General features: G+C 55.0%; 27 protein-coding genes and 2 pseudogenes. 21 read left to right on the top strand and 8 right to left on the bottom strand.

The features are described from left to right. Positions 1-128: 128 nt before the first annotated feature. Positions 129-808 (bottom strand): annotated as a pseudogene (locus LLF79_RS24670) (IS3-like element IS1133 family transposase); the annotation flags it as partial. A gap of 64 nt (positions 809-872) precedes the next feature. Continuing rightward, positions 873-1487 (bottom strand): recombinase family protein, encoded by a 615-nt coding sequence (locus tag LLF79_RS24665; RefSeq protein WP_000904906.1) that lies wholly within the window; start codon positions 1485-1487, stop codon positions 873-875. A gap of 125 nt (positions 1488-1612) precedes the next feature. On the opposite strand from LLF79_RS24665, the gene LLF79_RS24660 reads away from it, so the two are divergent. Continuing rightward, positions 1613-4498: a Tn3 family transposase gene (locus tag LLF79_RS24660; RefSeq protein ID WP_001138082.1), complete on the top strand. Its 2886-nt coding sequence runs from the start codon at positions 1613-1615 to the stop codon at positions 4496-4498. On the opposite strand, the gene LLF79_RS24655 is transcribed toward LLF79_RS24660, so the two are convergent. The 3 genes from LLF79_RS24655 to vapB all read right to left on the bottom strand — a co-directional run bounded on the left by LLF79_RS24655 (position 4412) and on the right by vapB (position 6514). Continuing rightward, on the bottom strand, positions 4412-5803 hold the full coding sequence (locus LLF79_RS24655) for an ATP-dependent endonuclease (protein WP_165587819.1): 1392 nt from the start codon (positions 5801-5803) through the stop codon (positions 4412-4414). The genes LLF79_RS24660 and LLF79_RS24655 overlap by 87 nt on opposite strands. A gap of 73 nt (positions 5804-5876) precedes the next feature. Continuing rightward, a complete protein-coding gene (locus tag LLF79_RS24650; RefSeq protein ID WP_032662169.1) occupies positions 5877-6287 on the bottom strand; it encodes a PIN domain-containing protein in 411 nt (136 codons plus the stop codon). Then, positions 6284-6514 carry a type II toxin-antitoxin system VapB family antitoxin gene (gene vapB / locus LLF79_RS24645; protein ID WP_032662167.1) on the bottom strand — a complete coding sequence of 77 codons (231 nt, stop codon included), beginning with the start codon at positions 6512-6514 and terminating at the stop codon, positions 6284-6286. Before vapB ends, LLF79_RS24650 begins: the two co-directional genes overlap by 4 nt. Positions 6515-7055: 541 nt before the next feature. Between vapB and LLF79_RS24640 the strand changes: the two genes are divergently transcribed. From LLF79_RS24640 to LLF79_RS24625, 4 genes and pseudogenes are all read left to right on the top strand, one after another. Further along, positions 7056-7346, top strand: a complete 291-nt coding sequence (locus LLF79_RS24640; RefSeq protein WP_013087126.1) for a hypothetical protein — start codon at positions 7056-7058, stop codon at positions 7344-7346. A 130-nt stretch (positions 7347-7476) separates the two neighbouring features. Then, on the top strand, positions 7477-8007 hold the full coding sequence (locus LLF79_RS24635) for a hypothetical protein (protein ID WP_013087127.1): 531 nt from the start codon (positions 7477-7479) through the stop codon (positions 8005-8007). 18 nt (positions 8008-8025) lie between these two features. Beyond that, entirely contained in the window at positions 8026-8802 is a 777-nt protein-coding gene (locus LLF79_RS24630; RefSeq protein WP_015572054.1) for a site-specific integrase, read from the top strand. Between the two features lie 201 nt (positions 8803-9003). Continuing rightward, a pseudogene (locus tag LLF79_RS24625) lies at positions 9004-9261 on the top strand (site-specific integrase); the annotation flags it as partial. 243 nt (positions 9262-9504) lie between these two features. Here LLF79_RS24625 and LLF79_RS24620 read toward each other — a convergent pair. Next, the gene (locus LLF79_RS24620; protein WP_015572055.1) at positions 9505-10515 is read right to left on the bottom strand and encodes a RepB family plasmid replication initiator protein; all 1011 of its coding nucleotides are present in this window, start codon (positions 10513-10515) and stop codon (positions 9505-9507) included. A 740-nt stretch (positions 10516-11255) separates the two neighbouring features. Here LLF79_RS24620 and sopA point away from each other — a divergent pair. Beyond that, positions 11256-12422: a plasmid-partitioning protein SopA gene (gene sopA, locus LLF79_RS24615; protein WP_023327689.1), complete on the top strand. Its 1167-nt coding sequence runs from the start codon at positions 11256-11258 to the stop codon at positions 12420-12422. Further along, positions 12422-13387, top strand: a complete 966-nt coding sequence (locus LLF79_RS24610; RefSeq protein ID WP_013087134.1) for a ParB/RepB/Spo0J family plasmid partition protein — start codon at positions 12422-12424, stop codon at positions 13385-13387. The genes sopA and LLF79_RS24610 overlap by 1 nt, the downstream gene beginning before the upstream one ends. Before the next feature lie 649 nt (positions 13388-14036). Here the strand turns inward: LLF79_RS24610 and LLF79_RS24605 are convergent. Then, on the bottom strand, positions 14037-15308 hold the full coding sequence (locus LLF79_RS24605; protein WP_013087135.1) for a Y-family DNA polymerase: 1272 nt from the start codon (positions 15306-15308) through the stop codon (positions 14037-14039). Further along, entirely contained in the window at positions 15308-15739 is a 432-nt protein-coding gene (gene umuD, locus LLF79_RS24600) for a translesion error-prone DNA polymerase V autoproteolytic subunit (protein ID WP_013087136.1), read from the bottom strand. The genes LLF79_RS24605 and umuD overlap by 1 nt, the downstream gene beginning before the upstream one ends. Positions 15740-15970: 231 nt before the next feature. On the opposite strand from umuD, the gene parM reads away from it, so the two are divergent. From parM to LLF79_RS24530, 14 genes are all read left to right on the top strand, one after another. Beyond that, positions 15971-16942: a plasmid segregation protein ParM domain-containing protein gene (gene parM / locus LLF79_RS24595; RefSeq protein WP_023327692.1), complete on the top strand. Its 972-nt coding sequence runs from the start codon at positions 15971-15973 to the stop codon at positions 16940-16942. A 2-nt stretch (positions 16943-16944) separates the two neighbouring features. After that, on the top strand, positions 16945-17607 hold the full coding sequence (locus tag LLF79_RS24590) for a plasmid partitioning/stability family protein (protein WP_013087138.1): 663 nt from the start codon (positions 16945-16947) through the stop codon (positions 17605-17607). 3 nt (positions 17608-17610) lie between these two features. Further along, positions 17611-17874: a hypothetical protein gene (locus LLF79_RS24585; RefSeq protein WP_013087139.1), complete on the top strand. Its 264-nt coding sequence runs from the start codon at positions 17611-17613 to the stop codon at positions 17872-17874. 28 nt (positions 17875-17902) lie between these two features. After that, a complete protein-coding gene (locus LLF79_RS24580) occupies positions 17903-18106 on the top strand; it encodes a hypothetical protein (protein ID WP_013087140.1) in 204 nt (67 codons plus the stop codon). 374 nt (positions 18107-18480) lie between these two features. Next, the gene (locus tag LLF79_RS24575; RefSeq protein ID WP_013087142.1) at positions 18481-18948 is read left to right on the top strand and encodes a hypothetical protein; all 468 of its coding nucleotides are present in this window, start codon (positions 18481-18483) and stop codon (positions 18946-18948) included. 522 nt (positions 18949-19470) lie between these two features. Beyond that, positions 19471-20151 carry a DNA methylase gene (locus tag LLF79_RS24570; protein ID WP_047365760.1) on the top strand — a complete coding sequence of 227 codons (681 nt, stop codon included), beginning with the start codon at positions 19471-19473 and terminating at the stop codon, positions 20149-20151. Beyond that, positions 20148-20369 (top strand): hypothetical protein, encoded by a 222-nt coding sequence (locus LLF79_RS24565; RefSeq protein WP_013087144.1) that lies wholly within the window; start codon positions 20148-20150, stop codon positions 20367-20369. Before LLF79_RS24570 ends, LLF79_RS24565 begins: the two co-directional genes overlap by 4 nt. A gap of 55 nt (positions 20370-20424) precedes the next feature. After that, positions 20425-20847, top strand: coding sequence for a DUF1380 family protein (locus LLF79_RS24560; protein WP_013087145.1), 423 nt, complete (start codon positions 20425-20427; stop codon positions 20845-20847). 356 nt (positions 20848-21203) lie between these two features. Then, positions 21204-21632: an antirestriction protein gene (locus tag LLF79_RS24555; RefSeq protein WP_013087148.1), complete on the top strand. Its 429-nt coding sequence runs from the start codon at positions 21204-21206 to the stop codon at positions 21630-21632. A 42-nt stretch (positions 21633-21674) separates the two neighbouring features. After that, positions 21675-22085, top strand: coding sequence for a DUF1380 family protein (locus LLF79_RS24550; RefSeq protein ID WP_013087149.1), 411 nt, complete (start codon positions 21675-21677; stop codon positions 22083-22085). Between the two features lie 50 nt (positions 22086-22135). Beyond that, positions 22136-22333, top strand: a complete 198-nt coding sequence (locus tag LLF79_RS24545) for a hypothetical protein (RefSeq protein WP_063409764.1) — start codon at positions 22136-22138, stop codon at positions 22331-22333. 133 nt (positions 22334-22466) lie between these two features. Further along, the gene (locus tag LLF79_RS24540) at positions 22467-22610 is read left to right on the top strand and encodes a hypothetical protein (protein ID WP_227880547.1); all 144 of its coding nucleotides are present in this window, start codon (positions 22467-22469) and stop codon (positions 22608-22610) included. Positions 22611-23106: 496 nt separating this feature from the next. Continuing rightward, positions 23107-23379, top strand: a complete 273-nt coding sequence (locus tag LLF79_RS24535; protein ID WP_059310827.1) for a hypothetical protein — start codon at positions 23107-23109, stop codon at positions 23377-23379. A gap of 43 nt (positions 23380-23422) precedes the next feature. Then, positions 23423-23788, top strand: a complete 366-nt coding sequence (locus LLF79_RS24530; RefSeq protein WP_063409763.1) for a hypothetical protein — start codon at positions 23423-23425, stop codon at positions 23786-23788. The last annotated feature ends 22 nt before the right edge of the window (positions 23789-23810 follow it).

Below are 23810 nucleotides of genomic sequence, written 5' to 3'. Positions count from 1 at the left end.
GCTCAGGTTCTCCACCGTCACACCCGGTGGGATTGTTGGGTTTCTCATCGTGAGTTACCGGTTCAATATTCCAGACAGACTCGCGGTTCATTTAAGCATCCATGCCCGCCCTGAACTCCGGGCACACCATAAGTGATATCGCCTGCCCATTTCTGGTTGGGTGCGCTTGCGCTAAAGTCTTGTTTTAATAGGTTCGGTGCAATGTTGAAGGTATGATGACTATCCGTTGTCCGTTTGAATTTACGCGTTCGAACAACTGTAATGTTATTCTGGCGCATCAAACGTCCAACCCGACGCTGCCCAACCTGCAGGCCCAGCGCTTTCAACTCTTCTGTCATACGCGGCCTACCATAGCTCCCCAAACACAACCGATGCTGCTCACGTATATGCGCTAGAAGTATAAGATCACGACGCTGGCGCAGTGATGGAGGACGGCGTTTCCATGCACGTAAACCACGATCTGTTACGCCCATCAAACGACATATGCGTGAACGTGAGAGAGAGCCACGGTAATCCGTAATAAACTGAAATCTCACAGCTTTTGTACTGCGAAAAATATTGCTGCCTTTTTTAATATCTCCCTCTCCTCCCGAAGGATACGGTTCTCTTTGCGTAAACGTTCATTCTCACGCAGAAGATCAGTGTCTTGGGTAGGAATTTTAGTTTCATCGGAAATTGATGCGATCCATTTCCCAAGCGTGGAAAGCCCAATACTTAAATCTGACGCAACTTGACGGCGTGTTAAGCCACTAGTGAGTGCTATGCGAACTGCATCACGCTTAAATTCATCACTATGCTTTAATGACATATATGGTCTCCTTGATAACAAATAATGCTCTCAAAAAGACCGGAACGAAACCGAGGCAAGTCCACTACGTAAGTCCGAGAACATGCTTTCCATGGTCTCTGAGCTCGCCTTTGGGACCGACATATCGGTAGAGAGTGACGCGCTCGATGCCGAGTTCCTTGCAGAGATCGGAAACTGAAGTATCGCGCTGGGCCATGGCGGCTTGCGCGAGACGCACCTGAGCTTTGGTGAGCGCGAATTTTCGTCCGCCCTTGCGACCGCGCGCTCTCGCGGAGGCGAGACCCGCCATGGTGCGCTCTCGGATCAGATCCCGCTCGAACTCGGCCAAGGTGGCGAAGATTCCGAACACCATGCGACCGGACGCAGTCGTGGTGTCGATCTGAGCGCCCTTTCCAGTCAGAACCCGCAGGCCGATCTTGCGGTCTGACAGCTCCTTCACCGTGTTGACCAGATGGGCAAGCGATCGTCCGAGGCGATCGAGCTTCCAGACCACCAGCACATCGCCGTCACGCAATGACTTGAGGCAGGCAGTCAAGCCAGGGCGATCATCACGACCGCCGGAAGCAAGATCATCATAGATATTGTCCCGTTCGACACCTGCGGCGCGCAAGGCGTCGTGCTGCAGGTCGAGAGACTGCGAGCCATCGGCTTTGGAGACGCGGGCATATCCGATCAGCATGTATCACAAACGTTGGTTTGAGGCGGCGCTTCGGCCACGATTGCATTGACCTCTGGAAATGTATCTCAACCAGCTTCATAAACAAAGCGTCTTGAACGCTATCAGATTTTGAAAAAGGAACATGTATGCCGCGTCGCGTCACTCTAACCGATCGGCAGAAAGACGCGCTGTTGCGCTTGCCGACTTCACAGACGGATTTGCTCAAGCACTATACGCTGAGTGATGAAGACCTTGGGCATATCAGGCTGCGTCGGCGCGCTCACAACAGGTTCGGCTTCGCCCTGCAATTGTGTGTCCTGCGCTATCCCGGCCGGGTGCTGGCTCCAGGCGAACTGATCCCTGCAGAGGTCATCGAATTTATCGGAGCGCAGCTTGGCCTGGGTGCCGACGATCTCGTAGACTATGCTGCCCGCGAGGAAACACGGCACGAGCATCTTGCCGAGTTACGGGGGCTCTACGGCTTCCGCACCTTCTCCGGACGTGGTGCGAGCGAGCTGAAGGAATGGTTGTTCCGAGAAGCCGAGATGGCGGTGTCGAACGAGGATATCGCCCGTCGCTTCGTAGCCGAGTGCCGACGCACCCGCACTGTCCTTCCCGCGACATCCACGATCGAGCGGCTTTGTGCCGCGGCTCTCGTCGATGCCGAGCGACGCATCGAGACGAGGATCGCCAGTCGGCTGCCTATGTCGATCCGAGAACAGTTGCTGGCATTGCTCGAGGAGACGGCTGATGATCGGGTGACCCGTTTTGTGTGGCTGCGCCAGTTCGAGCCTGGCTCGAACTCTTCGTCGGCCAACCGGCTGCTCGACCGGCTCGAATATCTGCAACGCATCGATCTCCCCGAGGATCTGCTTGCCGGCGTTCCTGCCCATCGGGTGACTCGTCTGCGCAGGCAGGGTGAACGGTATTATGCCGACGGCATGCGCGATCTCCCGGAGGACAGGCGGCTTGCGATCTTGGCTGTTTGCGTCTCGGAATGGCAGGCGATGTTGGCCGACGCAGTGGTCGAAACCCACGACCGGATCGTCGGCCGTCTCTACCGTGCTTCGGAGCGTATTTGCCATGCAAAGGTCGCAGACGAAGCGGGGGTGGTGCGTGACACCCTGAAATCCTTCGCCGAGATCGGGGGCGCCCTGGTCGATGCACAGGATGATGGCCAGCCGCTGGGCGATGTCATCGCGAGTGGGTCAGGGTGGGACGGCTTAAAAACCCTTGTTGCAATGGCAACCAGGCTGACCGCCACCATGGCCGACGATCCGCTCAATCATGTGCTCGACGGTTATCACCGCTTCCGCCGATACGCTCCACGCATGTTGCGCCTGCTCGATCTGCGAGCTGCGCCCGTTGCACTGCCGCTTCTGGAAGCGGTGACGGCCCTTCGTACCGGTTTGAACGATGCCGCGATGACCAGCTTCTTGCGGCCCAGCTCGAAATGGCATCGCCACCTTCGGGCCCAGAGGGCTGGCGACGCTCGCCTATGGGAGATCGCGGTGCTGTTCCATCTGCGCGATGCGTTCCGCTCCGGAGATGTCTGGCTTACTAGGTCCCGGCGCTATGGCGATCTGAAACACGCACTCGTTCCGGCACAATCCATCGCGGAAGGCGGTCGTCTCGCTGTGCCATTGCGGCCGGAGGAATGGCTGGCAGACCGGCAAGCTCGCCTCGACATGCGGTTGCGCGAGCTTGGCCGTGCCGCTCGCGCAGGCACGATCCCGGGCGGGTCGATTGAAAACGGCGTTCTGCATATCGAGAAACTCGAAGCCGCCGCGCCGACAGGCGCCGAAGATCTGGTGCTCGATCTCTACAAGCAGATCCCGCCCACGCGCATCACCGATCTCCTGCTGGAGGTGGATGCGGCGACCGGCTTCACCGAAGCGTTCACCCATCTGCGCACAGGAGCACCCTGCGCTGACCGGATCGGGCTAATGAACGTTATCTTGGCGGAAGGGATCAACCTCGGCTTGCGCAAAATGGCGGATGCGACAAACACCCACACCTTCTGGGAATTGATCCGCATTGGACGGTGGCATGTCGAGGGCGAAGCCTATGACCGGGCGCTGGCCATGGTGGTCGAGGCACAGGCAGCGTTACCCATGGCCCGGTTCTGGGGCATGGGCACGTCGGCTTCGAGCGACGGACAGTTCTTCGTCGCTACAGAGCAAGGTGAGGCCATGAACCTGGTCAACGCGAAATATGGCAATACCCCGGGCCTGAAAGCCTATAGCCACGTCTCCGACCAATATGCGCCGTTCGCAACCCAGGTGATTCCTGCAACGGCAAGCGAAGCGCCTTACATCCTCGATGGCCTGCTGATGAACGATGCTGGACGCCATATCCGCGAGCAGTTCACCGACACGGGCGGCTTCACCGATCACGTCTTTGCCGCATGTGCCATTCTCGGCTACCGGTTCGCTCCGCGCATCCGCGACCTGCCATCCAAACGGCTCTACGCGTTCAATCCGTCGGCCGCCCCGGCGCACCTGCGAGCGTTGATCGGCGGAAAGGTCAACCAAGCCATGATCGAGCGCAATTGGCCCGACATCCTGCGCATCGCCGCCACCATTGCTGCCGGGACCGTCGCGCCAAGCCAGATTCTGCGGAAACTCGCCTCCTATCCGCGGCAGAACGAGCTCGCGACAGCCCTGCGGGAAGTCGGTCGCGTCGAGCGCACCCTGTTCATGATCGACTGGATTCTGGATGCCGAACTCCAACGGCGTGCCCAGATCGGGCTCAACAAAGGCGAAGCTCATCATGCGCTGAAGCGGGCAATCAGCTTCCACCGCCGCGGTGAAATCCGCGACCGTTCCGCCGAAGGCCAGCATTACCGCATCGCCGGCATGAATCTGCTCGCCGCCATCATCATCTTCTGGAACACCATGAAGCTCGGCGAGGTCGTTGCAAACCAGAAACGCGATGGAAAGCTGCTATCGCCCGATCTCTTGGCCCATGTTTCGCCGCTCGGATGGGAACACATCAATCTCACCGGAGAATATCGCTGGCCAAAGCCTTAGCGTAGGATTCCGCCCCCTCCCGCAAACGACCCCATTATCACGAAGGGCCGCGACGCGATTTTCCAGAAGACGGGCCAGTTCAAGATAACGACGGAAACTCGTTCCGCCGATAGCGATGATGTGAACCCCGTCATCCTCCGGCGCCCTGCCATACAGGCGGCGATAAAAGGCCTCAATCAGAATAAACTCAGCATCCCCCTCCACGAGCAGTGCACGTCTGGCTAGCGCAAATTCCAGCACGTTATTATCCGGTGCTTTCATGAAGAAGGCGGCAGTCTCAGCGGAAAGTTCATTCATCAGTACCGGCCGGGTAGATCCGAGGAGGATTGCCTTACGTAGATCGAGGCGGGAGGAGATATGGCTGCTGTGTGTGGCAATAAACACCTGCGTCTGCCGTTCAGTGGCAAGCTGATTAACCAGCCTCTTCATACTGACATGGCTGAGATGATTCTCCGGCTCCTCAAGCAACAGTGCGTGGAGCTCTCCCTGCTGCTGATGCCGCTGCAGCGCAAACTCTGTTTTGATGAAGCACTGCCTTCCTTTTCCACGGTGACGAATGGAAATACCGTCCTCGGTAATGTCCAGATTCGCCTCAAGACCTGATTTAGCACCGGAACGCACGCCAAACTGATACGTTTCCAGCGTGTCGTTTATGGCTGACAGATGCCGGGTGCAGAAGAGCATTTTCTGTTGCCGGTAACTGTTTTCAAGCCGGTAACGATCGGCCACCGGCACATTGACGCTGTAAACTGTGCGCGTATATTCCTGTGCGGCGTGCTCGTTATCGATGCGTGCACTGTCTAACAGCAGATGGCGCAGATAGCGTCTGAAGCCGGCGAAATGACCACCGGAGAAGGTGCTGAACCGCACGGAATAGTATTCATAGGGAAAATTATCGGGATCCTGCTGTAGTACATTGTGAATATCCTGACCGTATTCCTCCGTCATTGGTGCAATGCGCATTCTGAGTCCATCCGCATCGATACCCGCCAGATTTTGCCTGCCGTTCAGGTCAGGATCTCCCCCATTACTCAGGAAAACGTCAGCTGTCAGCACGGGTAACAGCTCGGCGCGGCGCTCACCTTCCTGAAAATGCCTGACTGCTGACTGGGACAGGAGCGATTCCACACCCAATGCCTCGACCCGGTGCCGGCTGTCACTCAGCACAAGGTCAAGGGCCAGCAGAATCGTGCTTTTCCCGGACTCGTTGTCACCGACCAGAATGTTACGGTCATGAGTGAAGCGCAGATCCAGTTCCGGAAACTTTTTAAAGTTTTGCAGCATAAGCCGCGTGATCAGAGGCATCTTTTATTCCTTTATATACCGCTGACTGAAAGAGTGTCCGGCAGCGCCAGACCGCCTGTTTTGTATTACAGCGTTATCTTACCCAGTCTTCCAGCACCAGACCCGGCACCCGCTCAAATTCCCGCACATTATTGGTCACCAGCACGGCACCGGCGGCGATGGCGTGCCCGGCGATCGCCGTGTCGTTCGGCCCGATCGGCGTGCCGGCGAGGCGCAGCGCCACCTTAATTTCCGTGGTCGCGTCCACCGCGGTACGGTCCCAGGGCAGGATGGCATCAAGGCGGGCAGCGAAGGCGTCAGCCAGCTTCTGTGCGGCTGGTCCTGCTTCCTGTGATGCCAGTGACACTTCGGCCCAGGTGATGGCCGAAACCACAATGCGGTGACCCCGCAGCACCGCCTGCTCCAGGCGCTTCAGGACGGCTTCCGGCTGCTCGCGCATGATGAACGAGCAGATGTTGGTGTCGAGCATATACATTTTGTTCACAGGTTAACCCGTCCTTCGTCGCTGACAACGTCCCCGCGCTCAGCCATAAAGTCCGGGTCAGCTTTTTCGAGCTCCAGGAACGAGCCCCAGGTCGGCCGGACGGGACGCAGAATAATGCTGTCCCCTTCCCGGACGATCTCCAGCTCGCTCACCCCCTCAAAATCCAGATCGCGGGGCAGGCGGATGGCGCGGTTGTTGCCGTTTTTGAAAATAGATACGGTTCTCATGATTTTTCTCCCGGGTAAGTATGGATATGTGATGCATATCCGGAATGAGGTTCATTGCACCGGGTGTGTGCATATGTTCAGTATAGGCAGATGTTCGGCATATGTATATATAGAGCATATGCAGATGGTGAGTATATGCGTATGCCATACCTATGCAGATGTCAGGCATATGGATATGCTTTGCATATCCTTTCTTTTCACTTTTCCCGGTCAGATCCGAAAAAAGGTAGTTCCGGATCACGGCGATTTTCTGCGCATATTTGTGAAACGAAAATGAAAAATGTGCTACACTTTAAGTAGTTATATAACTTTCACCCTCTCCGCATCAGACCGACCTGACGAGTAAATCCTGTTAATCTGTTCATCATCGCTTCCGAAAACTTTGCTATTATGAATTTTTCGGAAGTCAAAAAGAGTGAGATCCGGTAATTGCGGGCGGTGACTGTTATTCTGCTAATCACTGCGGGCGGGCAACGGAATGTTCTGCTGGCGATGATAAATAAATAGAACTAATAGATATTAAATAATAAGGAAGTTGATTATGAATATGAAAATTACACTGAGTGTTTTATTTGAGGCTCTCATAATCCTTGGGCATGACAGAGTCTGGATGGAAGAATCGGAGTTTGAGCACATATACGGATACGGCTGCTACCGTGAGATACACACTTGGGACGATCGCACAGTTGCCTGGTGGGATGATGCTGATGACACATGGTATCTGTCCACAGAAGTCGATGTGATAACTCCTTTCCTTGGCCCTCTCCCAAAGAAAGAAGGAGAGCTCTCCGAGGAAAAATGCTTCCAGTTAATGACTCTTGGTCGCTACTGATAGCCGACAGCAGCATTTAATGAGTGGTCGGCTGGACACCCTCTGGCGGCCACATGTCACTCGATAGTGTAGTCCGGCGGGATTTCTCCCTGAAGATGATCCAGACATTAACGTAAAGGATACAGGAACGATGTGTAAACTGACCGGTTTTATAATGGGGCTGACGATCCTGCTGGGTGTGACTGCACGGGATGCAGGGGCGGCAACGCTCAGTGAAATGCGGATGGTTAATGCCAGTCAGAAACCCGGGATGGTGATTATCTGCAGCCGGACCTCGGAGATTCCGCAGAAAGGTGAATCCCCCGTTCGTATAGAAAGTCTCCTCAGGGGCGTGGTACTGCAGAACGACGGTGATCGCATGATGTTTGACGTGACCTATACACAGCGAAACGCTGAAGAGAGTATTCCTTTTCGTACGGAAAAATACCGGCTGACCACTGAGCTGGAAGCCACCCGCCAGAAAATGGCCATCGATCCTGAGACGATAGAACTATCGCTTCCGCGTGCCCGCGGTCTTGAAGAAACTTTTCTCGCGGGGATGAAAGCAAGCCCGGTTTCGTTTGAAGATTACACCAATTACCGTGTCAAATCTGCTACCGAGTATCTGATCCTGCCGGGTCCGGCATCCCCGGATGCACCGGTGATGCACTGCACACTCTAATGACAATGGTGACATAACATGATGCCAGCACTGCCAGGCCATAGCGGGGCTTTTTCCTCTGCTCAGCTGCCGGTGGCCATCGATTACCCGGCCGCGCTGGCACTGCGCCAGATGGCGCTCGTTCAGGACGAACTGCCGAAATACCTGCTGGCGCCGGAAGTGAGCGCCCTGCTCCACTACGTGCCCGATCTTCACCGTAAGATGCTGCTGACCACCCTGTGGAACACCGGCGCCCGTATTAACGAAGCACTGGCCCTGACCCGGAGTGATTTTTCCCTGGCCCCGCCCTACCCGTTCGTGCAACTGGCAACCCTCAAACAGCGGGTGGAGAAAGCGGCCCGAACGGCCGGCCGTGCTCCGGCCGGCAGCCAGCCTCATCGTAACGTTCCGCTTTCCGATCCGCAGTATGCCCGCCAGCTGGAAATGATGGTGGCCACCCTGAAAATACCGCTGGAACGCCGGAATAAGCGCACCGGCAGAACGGAAAAGGTGCGCATCTGGGAGATCACCGACCGTACCGTTCGCACCTGGCTGGGCGAAGCTGTTGAAGCGGCAGCCGCCGACGGGGTGACGTTCTCCGTGCCGGTGACGCCACACACGTTCCGCCACTCCTACGCCATGCACATGCTGTATGCCGGAATTCCGCTGAAGGTGCTGCAGAGCCTGATGGGGCACAAGTCGATCAGCTCGACGGAAGTCTATACAAAGGTATTTGCGCTCGATGTTGCTGCAAGGCATCGTGTGCAATTTTCAATGGCAGAGGCTGATGCTGTTGCCATGCTGAAAAAAAGATAACTAAATTTGTCAAAATTTACAGACAGTTGTAATGACATCCACTTATTCGATAATAAATTAATCTTGCGTTACGTGAAAACTGACAGGGGTCCAGGCTGTACCAGGCCGGAATTCACGTAACGCACTTTACGTCTTCTTCATTACTTACCTTTTCGTTCCGATCCTGTTCATCCCTGCATTGCCCCCTTTTCTTCATAACGCATTTCACTGTTGCCGAAAGCCCATGGGGTCGACTTTGCGACCGCGGCCGCACTCAGAAGGATGGCCACTTTAACCGGCGCCACCCTGGCGTACCTACTCGTCCCCGAAGTGAGAGCCCTACTCTTCTATATGCCGGATCTTCACCATTAAATGCTGTTCTCTACTTTCTGGAACACGGGAGTGCGGATCAGTGAATCCCGGACGCTGCCCCCGGAATCCTTTGATCTCGGTGGGTTAAGACCCTTTGTGAAAGTACTGGGCTAAGGGCATCCGCCCTGACGAACAATATTGACTAAGTGATGAAAGTAAACATATCGCAGTGAAGATGTTGAGCAGACTGCCCGCTCTTCCACACACCGCAGTCAATATCAATACTCCGGTAGGCCTATCCGCATATCGCAGTCAAGGCAAGCAAAACCTAAACGGAATGATGAATCAGTATAAATTGACTGTGGTATGCGCTCTGCATACCACAGTCAACAAACTCTAAAACGGCATTCCTCAGTCATTTCCCGGTTTCACGCTGGCGAGCGCTTTTGCTAGTTTCTGAGGATCAATACCTGCAGCCTTCAGGGCTTTAATAACTTCGTCATAGTTCTGCTCAGGTACTTCCTCTTCCGGCTCTCGGGGAACAACGACCTTGCTACTGATGAGTTTCGGATTACGGTAATGCACGCTGAAGTAGGTGGCCCGGCCGCGTTTGAATTCGGTGTAATCCAGATAGCCGATATCCTTCAGCTGCGCCATGGCTTTGCGCACCGTGTGGTTCTGCGTGTAGAGGTTAGACGTCAGGTTGAGTCTGTCTCGCATACGCTTCATGGAGATGGGGGCCGGATTCTGTGGCAGACTTTCAATGTAGGTATAGAGTGCCTGTGCGGACTCCTTGCGCTGCAGGGCATCAATGGCTTTCAGACGCAACAGGACCCGCCTGTCCATCTGATAAAGCTCAAAGAGCTTGGGCTCTGCCCTGATCTCCACGACATCGGCAGTGATGTCGTAATAGGCAGACTGAACCAGGTGCGTAGTCCACCCTTTCGTTTCACTCTGAAACTTGAGGGTTACGGATGCCAGCTTGAACAGGGAGTTGCTTATCCTGTCACGCATTTTCTTGTTAGAGCGCCGGGAGTCAAAGCCACACATTTTAACAAACTCAACAAAAGACAGCTTGAGCGTGTCATCCTTAACGCCAAAATCATACATTGAACGGATGATTCCAAGCCAGACTTTGAAGTCCGTATCCATATCGAGGCGCGATCCGGTGATCCTGACATCGGTATACCCTTCACTCCGGGCAATGGACAGCTGTACGAGCTCCTCAGTCGCATCCGTGACGTTTTTGCGGTTCGTCTTACTCCTAGAGGTCGATTTGAGGGTAGGAACGAACAGACCAAGCCTCATGAGCGCAACAGGCTGAACAGTACTGGCGCTGTTGACATCCAGCTTAACAACTTCACCCGTTGTCTTATTGACCTCCTGAAGATTCAGGGGTAACTCATTATTTTCCATAGCCATTTTATTAACCCGCGGTTATCCACAAACGAAAGTATATACGCATATCACAGTCAACGGAAATACATACCCCAGTTAATACAATTGCATACCGCAATAGTTGATCTCGCACACAACAGTCAACATACCACACACCACAGTTAATGAAGATAGTCTCCAGGCTCAGGCGTAGCGGGGCGCTAAACGATCCGGGGATCTCTTTTTGATCTCAACATGATCTCCTTAAGGATCAATTACTGGATCGAAATATGGAATAACAGCCAGCATCCAATACATATGGACCACTGACATGACACAATGTGAATCTTGGTACAACAACCCAGTAATACAACACCAGGAAAGGCAATAGTCTTGACTGTGATATGCAGAAAAATGCATGTCATTACTCTTCCCTATTCCTATTCAGCTTCATAACGCAGTCAATAATCTGCATACTATAGTCAATTCCTTACCATTCAGTTCCTTCCAGTGGAGCTTCGTTAGCTTCAGAGCGTCAGCCACACCTTGTTAGTACGGAGTAATTCCGCTTCCTCGACGCATGCGCCTACGCGCGCATACTTTCTGCGGCGAGCGGATGATATTGACTGAAGCATGCGGCAGCCTTTCAGGCGGATGCTGAACTGAACAAGACTATATTTTGATCGGCTTTGCAATATTTAAGACGGTTTGCAACTTTAATGTTGCTTTGCGCCTTTTACCAAGATTTAATAGATTAATGCAAAGATAATAATAAGGAACAAAGAATGGGACTGATGGAAACGCTTGACCAGTGCATTACGGCCGGTCATGAAATGACGAAAGCTATCGCGATTGCACAGTTTAACGATGATAGCCCGGAAGCCAGGAAAATTACCCGTCGCTGGCGTGTGGGTGAGGCCGCCGATCTGATTGGCGTTTCTTCTCAGGCAATCCGTGATGCAGAAAAAGCAGGACGCCTTCCCCATCCTGATATGGAAATGCGTGGACGTGTAGAGCAGCGGGTGGGCTACACCATTGAACAAATCAACCATATGCGGGATGTATTTGGCACCCGTCTGCGCCGTCCTGATGACAGCGTTCCGCCCGTCATCGCGGTGGCAGCACATAAAGGGGGTGTCTATAAGACATCTGTATCTGTACATTTGGCACAGGACCTGGCGCTGAAAGGGCTGCGAGTACTGCTTGTCGAAGGGAACGATCCTCAAGGCACAGCCTCCATGTACCACGGCTGGGTCCCTGATTTGCATATCCATGCCGAAGACACACTGCTGCCTTTTTATCTTGGTGAGCGCGATGATGCAGCCTATGCCGTCAAAGCCACCTGCTGGCCGGGTCTCGACATCATACCTTCATGCCTGGCTCTGCACCGCATTGAGACAGAACTAATGGGAAGGTTTGACAACGGGAAACTGCCGACAGAACCTCATATGATGCTTCGCCTGGCCATCGAAACAGTGGCCCATGATTATGATGTCATTGTTATCGACAGTGCACCGAACCTCGGTATTGGTACCATCAATGTCGTCTGTGCTGCAGATGTACTCATCGTGCCAACGCCAGCAGAGTTATTTGATTACACCTCTGCCCTTCAGTTTTTTGACATGCTGCGCGACCTGTTAAAAAACGTGGACCTGCAGGGTTTTGAACCTGACGTTAGAATTCTTCTGACCAAGTACAGCAATAACAATGGCTCACAGTCACCCTGGATGGAAGAACAGATCCGCGATGCCTGGGGAAGCATGGTACTGAAAAACGTTGTTCGCGAGACCGACGAAGTCGGTAAAGGTCAGATCCGTATGAGAACGGTGTTTGAGCAGGCTATCGATCAGCGCTCATCTACAGGAGCCTGGCGAAATGCGCTGTCTATCTGGGAGCCTGTCTGTAATGAAATTTTTGATCGCCTGATTAAACCTCGCTGGGAGATCAGATAATGAAACGTGCACCAGTCATTCCAAAACATACCGTAAAAGATATCCGCCCCGAAACTGAACCTTCAGCGGCACCCGCTGCACCGATGGTTGATTCATTAATTGCACGGGTTGGAGCCATGGCCCGCGGGAATACCATTCTGCTTCCGGTTTGTGGCCGGGAAGTGAAATTTATTCTGGAAGCGATCCCGGGCGAGAGTGTTGAGACGGCATCAAGAGTCTGGTCAGGTAATGAACGTGACCAGGAACTACTGACCGAAGACGCGCTTGATGATCTGATTCCCTCTTTTATGCTGAGTGGTCAACAGACGCCTGCGTTCGGACGAAGGGTAGAAGGTGTCATTGAAATTGCTGATGGTAGTCGCCGTCGTAAAGCCGCCATACTGACATCATCAGATTATCGTGTTCTCGTCGGGGATCTCGATGACGAACAGATGATGGCTTTATCACGGCTGGGTAATGATTATCGTCCTGTCAGCGCTTATGAACGGGGCAACCGTTATGCACAGCGGTTGGAAAATGATTTTAACGGCAATATCTCTGCTCTGGCTGAAGCTGAGAATATTTCCCGTAAAATCATCACGCGTTGCATCAACACGGCCCATTTGCCAAAATCAGTGGTTGCCCTGTTTACTCATCCTGGTGAACTTTCCGCCCGCTCTGGGGAGACGCTGTACAAAGCATTTTCGGGAAAAGAAGCTTTATTGTTGCAACGGACACAACAGCTTCATGAGCAAAAGAAAGCGGGAGTTATCTTTGAATCCGAGGAAGTTATTGGTTTACTGACGGATGTTCTGAAAGAGCCATCAGGTAAAAAAGTAAACCTTAATACCCGTCATCAATTTGTACCTGGTGCGACAGCCCTATACAAAGGCGATAAGGTGATTTTTAATCTCGATAAATCTCGTTTGCCTGCCGAGTGTATCGAGAAGATAGAAAGCATACTGCGCGACTTACAAAAAGTTTAGCCTGTTTAATGATACACGCGAGAGTCTTCATTAATTTCCAATATCCTTAATGCGTTACATGCTGCTTCGGAATATATACATCCGAAGCAGTTATTTTCTGCACTATAGCCCAGTGTTGTTAAAAAGATCTGTTTACTTCTCCCAACCTGATTGTTACCACAATCTAAAGATCCAGTTTTTTCTAGTTTTCCTTAACTAGTTCCGCAGTTCACCCCTCAACCTGCATATCAGAACTCAGACGGTAACCCATCCCGGAATACTGATTTCATACACCAGATTAACTGGGACCACGGTCCCACTTCCTACTTGCGTGTCAGAACTCACCCGTCAAGCCCGCTTGGAATATCGATTCCACACGCCGGATTTAACTGGGACCACGGTCCCACCTCCTACTTGCGTGTCAGAACTCATCCTTCAACCCCGCCTGGAATATCGATTCCACACGCCGGATTTAACTGGGACCATGGTCCCACTCTATTCAGCTGTTTCTATCACAATACAGATTTTGAGATTGTTACTGTGATTCCTGTATTAGGTGCGTAAGATGATTATGTTCGTTTTGTTCCCTGGTGCTTCCTCGCTCACTCGCGGGCTTCGCCCTGTCGTTCGGCTGCGGCGAGCACTACTGGCTCTCTCAGAAAAGCAGAATTTATCTGATCCTCGCAACGGGAATATCTTTCCAGCGGGTGGTGTACGCAGGGGAGAGCATATCGCGTTTCATTTGCCATGATGGCGCTATCCCTCGCCCGGCAAACCAGATCTGTCCCAGACCGGAATGATTAATGCCATCGAGAACCTTCATCAGCTCAGAGCTGTGAGGACGTGGCGGACGTTCGTCGAACAGCTGCAGCTGCGAAACGCCGGAGCCGGTGAAGTCATTCAGCATCACACCGGCTTTGGCATACAGGTGCCCATCCTTCCAGATACGCTCCAGAGCCGTTGTGGCGGCCGCAATAATGTCCCGGGTGTCCTGAGTGGGTGTAAGCAGTTTCTCCGTGGCCACGTTGCCGTAGTAAGGCTCTTTAACGGCGAACGGAGACGTTTTGATGAAAACGGAAATATGCCGGCAGTACTGGCGCTCTTTCCGCAGCTTTTCAGAGGCCCGCTCTGCGTACTGACAGACAGCCTGGCGGAGCGAATCGTACTCCGTGATTTTCTCTCCAAAGCTGCGGCTGCAGACGATCTGCTGTTTCGTCGGTGGTGCTTCCTCAAGCGACATGCAGCTTTCCCCGTTCAGTTCGCGTACTGTTCGCTCGAGAACGACGGAGAAATTTTTGCGTATAAAGGCCGGGTTCGTCAGGGCCAGATCGAGCGCGGTCCTGATACCCAGTACATTAAGTTTGCGTGCAATACGGTTTCCCACGCCCCAGATCTCTTCGACCGGCTGCAGTGAAAGCAGTTTCCGCGTTCGCTGAGGATTCCCCCTGGTCAGGGCGAGCACACCACGAAACTGTTTCCACTCCTTTGAGGCCCACTGGGCTGATTTTGCCAGGGTTTTCGTCGGCCCGGCACCCACGCCGATGGTCAGACGGGTACAGTCATACACGTGCTGGCGCAGCTGCCGGCCGAAGTCCTCCAGGTCCATGCAGTGCTCAACGCCGGTCAGGTCGAGGAACATCTCGTCAATCGAATACTGTTCCACCCTTGGGGCCAGCTCCTCCAGGCAGCTCATCACGCGCGCTGACATCGAGGCATAAAGTTCATAGTTGCTTGAGAACGCGTATATTTTTTCCGGATACGTTTCGTTTTTCATCTGAAACCACGGCATGCCCATTTTGATCCAGGGCTTTGCCTCGGCACTTCTTGCGATAACGCAGCCATCGTTATTACTGAGCACCACAACCGGCTTTCCTTTCAAATCCGGGCGGAAAACACGTTCGCAGCTGGCATAAAAGCTGTTCACATCGGCCAGGGCAAACATCAGTACATCTCCCTCGGGCGGTGGATGATGTGCGTGACGACGCCAAAGATATCCAGATCGTCCGGGTCGGGATAAATCGGCGGCCAGGCGGCGTTCATTGGCTGCAGCGTCAGTCGTGGCGTCAGCAGAAGCCGTTTAACCGTAAACTCCCCCTGCACACTGGCCACAACAATATCGCCGTGCCGGGGCTTCTCTGCACTGTCCACAACCAGCAGATCGCCATTGTAAAGGCTGCCGTCGGACATGCTGTCACCGCTGGCACGGAGATAGTAAGTCGCGCTTGGGTGCCGTATGCAGTAATCATGGAGATCCAGGTCGGACTCGACATAGTCAGCGGCAGGGCTCGGAAAACCGCAGCTGGCCAGGTCTGCAAACAACGGATGGGCCTGTGGCGGGAGTGCTTTCCCGGTGCTGAAAAGCTGCAGTTTCATCTTTCCTCCTGACGTCTAAATATACTGGATATGCATACAGTATATTTAACAGCGTGAGGATAATCCAGATCACCTGCTTCATGAACAGGGTGAGTAACCTAAGTTACTCAAAATGTCATTTAATATCATTATGAGATATTTAAATTACTCACAATGAGAAATAAGGCTTTTATTTTGCCATTTTGCTCTTATAATACGTATCAAATTGAGTTTAATTGACGGAGCATAATGATGAATATTTACTGCGATGATGGTTCAACTAATGTTAAGCTGGCATGGTTTGAAGGAAACGAGCTGCAGACCCGGGTTTCTGCTAACTCCTTCCGGCATGGCTGGAAAGTGGCGGAATTCAGTGCCGCAACGTTCAACTATCAGGTGGGCACGCTGAAATACACCTGGGACAGCGTCAGCCGGGATGCCATCCCGACAACAAACGTGGAATACCAGTACGGTGATCTCAACCTGCTGGCCGTGCATCATGCCCTGCTGAACAGCGGACTTGAGCCGCAGCCGGTGAGCCTGACCGTGACGCTGCCCCTGAGCGAGTATTATGACGGGGACTGCCAGCGGAACGAGGAGAACATCCGACGCAAACGAGAAAACCTGATGCGTGAGCTGGTTCTGAATAAGGGCAGGGCATTTACCGTAACGGACGTGAAGGTGATGCCTGAATCACTGCCGGCGGCGTTCTCCCGTCTCGCGGAGCTGAAGCCCGGACCCGCTGAGACCACCCTGATTATCGATCTCGGCGGAACCACGCTCGATGCCGGCGTGATTGTCGGACAGTTTGATGATATCAGTGCGGTACACGGCAATCCGTCTGTCGGCGTGTCACAGGTCACCCGCGCAGCTGCAGGCGCGCTGCGGGCTGCAGACAGCGAAACCAGCGCGCTTATTGCTGACACGGTCATCCGCAACCGCAATGATCGTCAGTATCTGCAGCGAGTGATCAACGATGCCGGAAAAATTGACGATGTTCTGAACAAAATTACAGAGGCAATCACTTCCCTGGGCGCGCGTGTCACCAGTGAGCTGACGGTCTTCAGGAGCGTTAACCGGGTATTCCTGGTCGGGGGAGGGGCATCCCTCATTGAAGAGGCTATCCGTCAGGCCTGGCCTCTGGCTCCTGACCGTATCGAGGTTATCGGCGATCCGCAGCTGGCGCTGGCCAGAGAGATTGCCCTTTACAATAAAGAGGACTAAACGTGCCGGACGGCCAGTATTCTTTCTATCTGCACAGCGACGATCGCACCGACATCACGGCGATGGCGACCATCAGCACCATCTCACAGCCCCTGCGCGGTGACTTCATTCGGACCGCCGCCACCGCCGGGGCGGTGATGTACCAGACGGATGCCCGTTTACCGGCGCTGATCCCGGTGTTCTTTGACGGACATCTGAGTGCCATCCGGCTTTGTGCCGTGATGGCGCTGGTATCCGGCACCTGGTCTTCACTCTCAGGACTTCCTGATGAGCCTGATGGTGGCGTTGCTGCTCTGGCCATGTCACCGGAGACCGAATACCAGCGCCGGCGTTACACCCTGACGCTTCAGGATGACCGGAGCAGTGAACGGGTTGAGCGTGTGCTGACGGGCGTGTCATCCCGCCTGCGCGGAGAGCTGCTGAGAAACCTGATAATCACCGGTCTGGCCCTGCATACGACCGCACCGGAGCTGCCGCGTCTGCTGGCCAGCATGCCGGTACCGCCCGGCACGGTCAGCGAGTTGCAGGTTCTGGTTCAGCAGATGGCCGATACGGCTGACGTGAGTATGGCTGCAGTGCCGGCGAAACCTGCGGAGCCTGCCGCACCGGTATCCGCTGAAGCGACCAGCATAAAGAAAAATATGCGCCGGGCATTCGGAGACTAGAGCATGTCAGTGATTAAACAAAAAGCAGTGCAGTGCATTCATAACTTTCTGCGGGCCCGGAACGTGCCTGAATCTCAGTGGCCGGAACGGGTCAAAAAGACCGGCAGGGGAATGATACTGGCTGGCGTGGCCGTCGTGGTTCCTGGCGTTCTGGTTGATAACATCTCACTGCCGGTGACAATCGCGATGCAGGTCTGCTATGCCTCACTGATCGGCCTCGGGGTTCTCCTGGCGTTTGACGAGAAAAAACCAGAGGGGCGGGGATGAATATGAACATTAACCTGAAGGAAACAGTATGCAGCTTGAAGAACTGACAGGAGACGAACGTACGCTGGTCGTTGTGGCACTGCAGGCGTTGTTCCGCGAGAGATTATCCGCATCAAATGCCGTCTTTACGGTATGTAGCCTGTCCGGAAAAGAGCAGCCGCCGGAAGATATTTTTGGGCTGCGTGAAGTAGAGGATGCGCTGAGACGTATTGGTGCAGCTCCTGCGCGTTAAATCCGGTCCCGTACACTTCAGAAAAAAACGGCAGAGTGACATCTCATCCCTGCCGTCAAAACTAAACGCTTAATTTTTCGGCGATTATAATGTATTGTTTTGTGATGTAAATCACATTTTAATTTAATGTGAAATTTTTCCTCCGCTTTATATCTCCCGTAAAAAATTACCCGCCGTGCCTTCACGCTAACCCGGCCGCTGCGGTCGCAAGGGTTCACGTTGTCTCCGTCCTCACCCGTTCGCGCCCTGCACGGTGCATTCAGCCCGTGAAGGGCTTGCGCTGCGGCTTCGGCGTCTCCCTGGCGTCCTCCGCTTTACGCCGTGTTTTTGTGGCGGCACGGCGCAAGAGGGTGCCGGATGCTGAGGACACAACCATGTTCAGACTGACCTGTATTGAACCCGATAACGGCGAGTTTGCCGTCTATATCAATCACCATTACCTGGGGAGTGAAGATGCCAGCGGAGAGCGACTTTCTCTGGGGGAGGTTCTGGAGCAGCTCTCCCTGCTGCCGGGCGTGGAATTACAGACCCTGCTGGAACCCGTACCGGAGTGCGATGACTGGTGCTGGAACGACATCGCCGATCGCGTCCTGCCGCCGCGTCCTGCATGTCGTGATGATGTGACGGTAGCAGGGCTCATCGCCAGGCTGAAGCAGTACCCACCGGATGCACTGTGTATGGGGACGTTCTGGCTGGAAGATGATTTTCTGTCGCTCGATAGCAGTCTGTCGGAGGAGGAAATTGCAGAAGCCATGCGTATCGGCGACCACAGCCACGATGCAGGCATCGGTTTTAACTGGGACACGCTGCAGTTCGCTATCGACCACGTGAAGGGGCGCTGAAAAAAAGGACACCATCCGGGGAGGGGGTGTCCTGAAGCCATGCAATTCGTTACAGGTGAAAACCCTTAAGATGTTTTCGGCGCTGATAATCACATAATCACTTCGCACTTTCACCTGCCATATATCCGAATCAAAAAAAAGACGTCTCCGGTCGGGGACGTCCTGAAATCAAAGGCACACATGTCAGATAACGGCGCGAATCCATTATCAGCGTGCATTCTGCCATACACTCACGTACTCATCAGCTACCAGAACCGGTACCGAAGGATGTCGGTTCCCTCCGCCTTATTGCCGCCAGCCGGCGGCGTGTTCAACGCCGTGCCTTCACGCTAACCCGGCTGCTGTGGTCGCAAGGGTTCACGTTGTCTCCGTCCTCACCCGTTCGCACGTTTCACGGTGCATTCAGCCCGTGAAAGGCTTGCGCTGCGGCTTGCGGCGTCGCCCCTGCGCCCTCCGCTTTTCGCCGGGTTTTTGTGGCGGCACGGCGCAACAGGGTGCCGCATATCAGAGAGGAGTGTGTCTATGTCCCGTTTTATTCTGGGTGACTGCGTGCAGGTGATGTCCCGTTTTCCGGCACGTGCCGTCGATTTTATTCTTACCGATCCACCGTACCTGGTTGGCTATAAGGACCGTACCGGCCGCACCCTGGCCGGGGACAACTCTGCCGAATGGCTCCAGCCCGCCTGTCATGAAATGTACCGCGTGCTGAAAAATGACAGCCTGATGGTGAGTTTCTATGCCTGGAACCGCGCGGATCTGTTTCTGAATGCGTGGAAAACGGCCGGTTTCCGGGTGGTTGGCCATATCGTCTTTGCCAAGAGCTACGCCTCAAAATCGACGTTCGTGGGTTACACCCATGAGAGCGCCTACCTGCTGGCGAAGGGAAGGCCGCAAACCCCGGACCGTCCCATCCCGGACAAATACACGGGCAACCGACATCACCCGACGGAGAAGCCGGTGCAGAGCCTGCGGCCGCTGATTGAATCGCTCACGCGTCCGGGGGCTATTGTCCTTGACCCGTTCGCCGGCAGCGGCTCCACCTGCGTGGCCGCCGCCGAAGCCAGCCGCCGCTATATCGGGATCGAGATGCTTGAGCAGTACCACGCCGCCGGCGTTCGACGTCTGGCACAGGTTGAACGGGCAAGAAGGATGCCGGCGGCCAATGACGGCGCGTTTTACCCCGACTGGCCGGAGGCGGCATGAACTACCCGGGCCTTGAACACCTGCGCGCGGACGTGGCCGCGCTCAGCAATGCCATGTGTGACGTGCGGATGCTGCTGAACCGCCTCGAATCGCAGCACCGGCACGACGCGGCAACGCTTACCGAACGTATGGCTGCGCAGACTCTGCGCCGGATCAACACCCTGCTTCTTGAAGCCTACCGCGAAGCCCTGGTGCTGGACGAAACCTTTCAGGACTGACTGACCCTGCCGGGCTGATGCCCGGCCTGTAACCCCTTACAAGAGAGAACAAACGATGTACGGAACCCGCGAAGAACTTTGTGTACAGCTTAAAAACATGTTCACGTTTGACGAACCCCTGGTCCTGCTGGTCTGGACGGAAGAGGGGATTAGCGTGGCCTGCCGTGAAGCCCAGCCAGAACCGGACGGGGCTGAAATCCGGAATCTGATGAAGGCGATCGGCGAAATGAAAATGACGCAATACCGCCAGGAGGGGGTAAATAATCTGACTGTCAGCGATCTCCTGGCCCGTCAGTGGGAAGTGGCAAACCGTCAGGTGAGTGTTCCGGCGGTACTCCTGTCCCGCGTCCTGCGTAACTATGAATGCGAGCTGGAAAACCGGATCGGTATGGCCTGGGAAGCCGGGCGGCAGGAGCCTGAATCCGTCAGGAATGAGCTGAAGGACGTTCACGCATTACAGGAGACGCTGGCCGCGTAAGGGAGAGAGCCGGGGTAACGCCCCGGCAACCGGTGGCCATCCACTGCGAAAAGGATGTCAGTGCCTTTCGCTTTTATCCGCCGCTGCCCTCCGGGCCACGTCGGGACAATGAAACTCCTCTGAAGCTCCGTGCGGTGACGGCATGCGCCGTGACTTCACTGTAGCCCGGCCGCATCGGCCACAAGGGTTCGCTTACGCCTCCGTCCTCACCCGTTCGCACCCTTCACGGTGCATTCAGCCCGTGAAGGCTTTGCGCTGCGGCTTGCGGCGTCGCCCCTGTGTCCTCCGCTTTTCGCCGGTTTGTCGTGTCGTCACGGCGATGCCGGAACCGAGAATATGTTAACCGTGGAGGATCTATGAACCAGACCGTGACCTGTGATGCTGTTCGTCTTGAGGGTGCGCAGCGCCTGACTTTCCTGCCTGATTTGTTTGGCGGCGATTTTATGACGTCCGAGGCATCCGTGTACGCCTACGCCCAGCGTTACTGCCCTGAGTATCAGGGGGGATTCTGGCAGTTTTACCGGCTGCCGGAAGGCGGCGGATATATGGCGCCTGACGTGGAGAGCCTGACCCTGTGCAATCCGGACAACTGGTTTGAGGAGACTGTCAGCGGGGAAGTGGCGGGGATCATCCTCACGGCGCTGGTACTGAATCACCGGAGCTGGCACCACAGCAACCATGACCATGAAGAACTGTGCCGCCACTTCTGCCGTCGCTATGAGCAGCTTATGGCATTTGCTGACACCCATCCGGAAAGCGCCACCATCTGGCGTGCCCTTGACTGACTGACCACGGGCGGTGATGCCGCCCGATAAAAGGAGAAAAACATGATTGGTACAGCAAGAGAAATTGCCCTTGAAATGTTCAGACATTCCGACCTCGATGGCGAGAAATACGTTTTCGCCTGCTGGAATCGAAATGACATTCGTTGCGTCTGCCTTGACTGGGATTTAACCGATGAGGAACTGGATGAAGTCCTGCGTCGGCTAAGTTCATGCCTTGAAAGTGGCGCGGATATCGGCCAGATACGGGCGATTGTCGAAACCATGCTCGATGAGCGACGCGAGAAGCGAACCGTGACTATTCCCGCGAAATCGCTGGCCTTAGTCATGCAGCTTGCAGGACGGGAGATGCAACGTATCGCAGTATGCGCGGAGGATGGCGGCGGATCAGCTGAAGAAACCCTGAAAGAAGAAAACGACGTCATGATGCGCCTGCGCGCGGCGCTCGATGCCTGACAGAGAAACCGGAGGCATTGCCTCCGGAAACAGAACAAAAGGAGAACACCTTGCAACTGTCACCGGAAACCCGCAGCATCCTGCGCCAGTATAAAACGCTCATCAACGAGCGACGTCGCGAATCCGGACTCAACCCCGTAACCACGGCGAAAGTGCTGGAAGAGATCTGCGAATCGGCTACCCGCCAGTGCGCCGTCTATCTTTGCGGCCACTTCATTCTCCAGGGCGGTCAGGGCGACGGACAATAAATAATCCGGGCGGGGCATAGGCGCCGCCTGTTCGCGCGCGAAAACCCTGTCATCCCTTCGGGCTGACGGACGGCAAGGCCAGCGCCTGCGGCGCTGCCCCCTCCCGCCCTGGTGTAAGCCCGGGGAGATGCAGATGAAAGGCATTGTGAGGGCAAATTGTCACGGATACGGTCCTGCGTGGCGTGGCGTGGCGTGGCGTGGCGTGGCGTGGCGTGGCGTGGCGTGGCGTGGCGTGGCGTGGTTGTCGGCTCTGAAACCCGATCAGCAAATCCTTTGAAAACACCTGAATCCTACTTCTGGCCCCCTTCGGCTCCCGGCCAGCGTTGCTGTCCGGTCGTCGAGCCCCACTCCGCCAGGGCGGCTGCTGCGCACCCGCCGGGCTCCGCCGAACCCCTCCGGGTTTCGGGCTGACGCTAGGGTCTGATGGCTAAGGTCAAAGGCTGCGGCTTCTCCGGCCGTGCCGTCCGGAACGCCTTCACCGCGCCGGCTGATGCCGTCGCTATAAGGTCGCCACGCCGTTCCGACGTGTCGGGTGTGTGCATCCTGTTCCCCCGGTGAAGCCATCCCCCGTGCGTCCTCACGCGGAGGGCTTGTCGTAGCACCGTCGGGTCGTCATCCAAGGGGTGAAATGCACTCCGCCAAAACTCTTTGCGTGCCGCAAAAACTTTTGTCTCCGCCCCTTTCCTTCCTCCCTTCGCCGTTGCTCCTTTGCCCTTTGCCGCGAGAGAACTCACCAGGGAGATGGACAACCATCACCACAGGAGAAAACCAGGATGCACACACGAAACGTCAACGTCAAAACCGCCGCTCCCGAATCTTCCAGGAAGATGGGGGAAGAACAAAACCCTGTTTCTGTCGCACGGGAGTGGGTGGCTCAGGCCACTTCGCTGAAAGCGGGTGTCACCGTCACCCTGTCCGATGTGTCCCGATACGGAGACGTTCAGGTGGAGATCCGCACCAACGGAACGCTTAACTGGCGCGCCTGGTCGTTTGAACCGGATTTTCTTTTTGAACTGAAACGCAACCTGCAATACGTGCAGCTTTAACCGGAGGCCGGATGTCCGGCCTTAACCCAGAGAAGGAGGAAACATGCAGAACCTTAACACCCGTCCGGCGACCCGTAAGGTCGGGCAGAGCACTGAAATCGTGAAGCTGCTGCGCATTCAGGCCAGCGACACCCACGTGGTCGAGTTTGACAACGTGGACACCCGCTTTAACGACTGCAACAACTGGCAGGTGATGGCAGGAGGGAAACGTGTCCTGTTCAGCAACCGCATGTATGAGCGTTTTTCAGATGTGAAATCGGGGATCGTGGCAACGATCAACGTGTGTGAAAACAGCGGCAGCGTAACGGATAAAGCGATGCTGGAAGGGGCAAAAATCATGATGCAGGTTCTTGATGGCTATCCGTCCTTTGCAGCACTGGCAGCACACCCGAAACGCATTACCGGTTAACCGAGTGCCGTGACCGGAGGGC

The organism is Enterobacter cloacae complex sp. 2021EL-01169 (assembly GCF_020733125.1).
Lineage (GTDB): Bacteria > Pseudomonadota > Gammaproteobacteria > Enterobacterales > Enterobacteriaceae > Enterobacter > Enterobacter roggenkampii.
The sequence above is the reverse complement of the archived record's forward strand: the minus strand, read 5'-3'. Positions and strand labels throughout refer to the sequence as shown.

What these genes read in the sequence shown, in the direction of transcription:
- sopA (WP_023327689.1), top strand. Translation starts at nt 11,256, where the DNA reads ATGGGACTGATGGAAACGCTTGACCAGTGCATTACGGCCGGTCATGAA.
- LLF79_RS24585 (WP_013087139.1), top strand. Translation starts at nt 17,611, where the DNA reads ATGTCAGTGATTAAACAAAAAGCAGTGCAGTGCATTCATAACTTTCTG.
- LLF79_RS24635 (WP_013087127.1), top strand. Translation starts at nt 7,477, where the DNA reads ATGTGTAAACTGACCGGTTTTATAATGGGGCTGACGATCCTGCTGGGT.
- LLF79_RS24660 (WP_001138082.1), top strand. Translation starts at nt 1,613, where the DNA reads ATGCCGCGTCGCGTCACTCTAACCGATCGGCAGAAAGACGCGCTGTTG.
- LLF79_RS24540 (WP_227880547.1), top strand. Translation starts at nt 22,467, where the DNA reads ATGAAAGGCATTGTGAGGGCAAATTGTCACGGATACGGTCCTGCGTGG.
- LLF79_RS24640 (WP_013087126.1), top strand. Translation starts at nt 7,056, where the DNA reads ATGAATATGAAAATTACACTGAGTGTTTTATTTGAGGCTCTCATAATC.
- LLF79_RS24655 (WP_165587819.1), bottom strand. Translation starts at nt 5,803, where the DNA reads ATGCCTCTGATCACGCGGCTTATGCTGCAAAACTTTAAAAAGTTTCCG.
- LLF79_RS24630 (WP_015572054.1), top strand. Translation starts at nt 8,026, where the DNA reads ATGATGCCAGCACTGCCAGGCCATAGCGGGGCTTTTTCCTCTGCTCAG.
- LLF79_RS24560 (WP_013087145.1), top strand. Translation starts at nt 20,425, where the DNA reads ATGTACGGAACCCGCGAAGAACTTTGTGTACAGCTTAAAAACATGTTC.
- LLF79_RS24575 (WP_013087142.1), top strand. Translation starts at nt 18,481, where the DNA reads ATGTTCAGACTGACCTGTATTGAACCCGATAACGGCGAGTTTGCCGTC.
- LLF79_RS24610 (WP_013087134.1), top strand. Translation starts at nt 12,422, where the DNA reads ATGAAACGTGCACCAGTCATTCCAAAACATACCGTAAAAGATATCCGC.
- LLF79_RS24580 (WP_013087140.1), top strand. Translation starts at nt 17,903, where the DNA reads ATGCAGCTTGAAGAACTGACAGGAGACGAACGTACGCTGGTCGTTGTG.
- LLF79_RS24570 (WP_047365760.1), top strand. Translation starts at nt 19,471, where the DNA reads ATGTCCCGTTTTATTCTGGGTGACTGCGTGCAGGTGATGTCCCGTTTT.
- LLF79_RS24535 (WP_059310827.1), top strand. Translation starts at nt 23,107, where the DNA reads ATGCACACACGAAACGTCAACGTCAAAACCGCCGCTCCCGAATCTTCC.
- LLF79_RS24555 (WP_013087148.1), top strand. Translation starts at nt 21,204, where the DNA reads ATGAACCAGACCGTGACCTGTGATGCTGTTCGTCTTGAGGGTGCGCAG.
- LLF79_RS24565 (WP_013087144.1), top strand. Translation starts at nt 20,148, where the DNA reads ATGAACTACCCGGGCCTTGAACACCTGCGCGCGGACGTGGCCGCGCTC.
- LLF79_RS24605 (WP_013087135.1), bottom strand. Translation starts at nt 15,308, where the DNA reads ATGTTTGCCCTGGCCGATGTGAACAGCTTTTATGCCAGCTGCGAACGT.
- LLF79_RS24530 (WP_063409763.1), top strand. Translation starts at nt 23,423, where the DNA reads ATGCAGAACCTTAACACCCGTCCGGCGACCCGTAAGGTCGGGCAGAGC.
- vapB (WP_032662167.1), bottom strand. Translation starts at nt 6,514, where the DNA reads ATGAGAACCGTATCTATTTTCAAAAACGGCAACAACCGCGCCATCCGC.
- LLF79_RS24550 (WP_013087149.1), top strand. Translation starts at nt 21,675, where the DNA reads ATGATTGGTACAGCAAGAGAAATTGCCCTTGAAATGTTCAGACATTCC.
- umuD (WP_013087136.1), bottom strand. Translation starts at nt 15,739, where the DNA reads ATGAAACTGCAGCTTTTCAGCACCGGGAAAGCACTCCCGCCACAGGCC.
- LLF79_RS24665 (WP_000904906.1), bottom strand. Translation starts at nt 1,487, where the DNA reads ATGCTGATCGGATATGCCCGCGTCTCCAAAGCCGATGGCTCGCAGTCT.
- LLF79_RS24620 (WP_015572055.1), bottom strand. Translation starts at nt 10,515, where the DNA reads ATGGCTATGGAAAATAATGAGTTACCCCTGAATCTTCAGGAGGTCAAT.
- parM (WP_023327692.1), top strand. Translation starts at nt 15,971, where the DNA reads ATGAATATTTACTGCGATGATGGTTCAACTAATGTTAAGCTGGCATGG.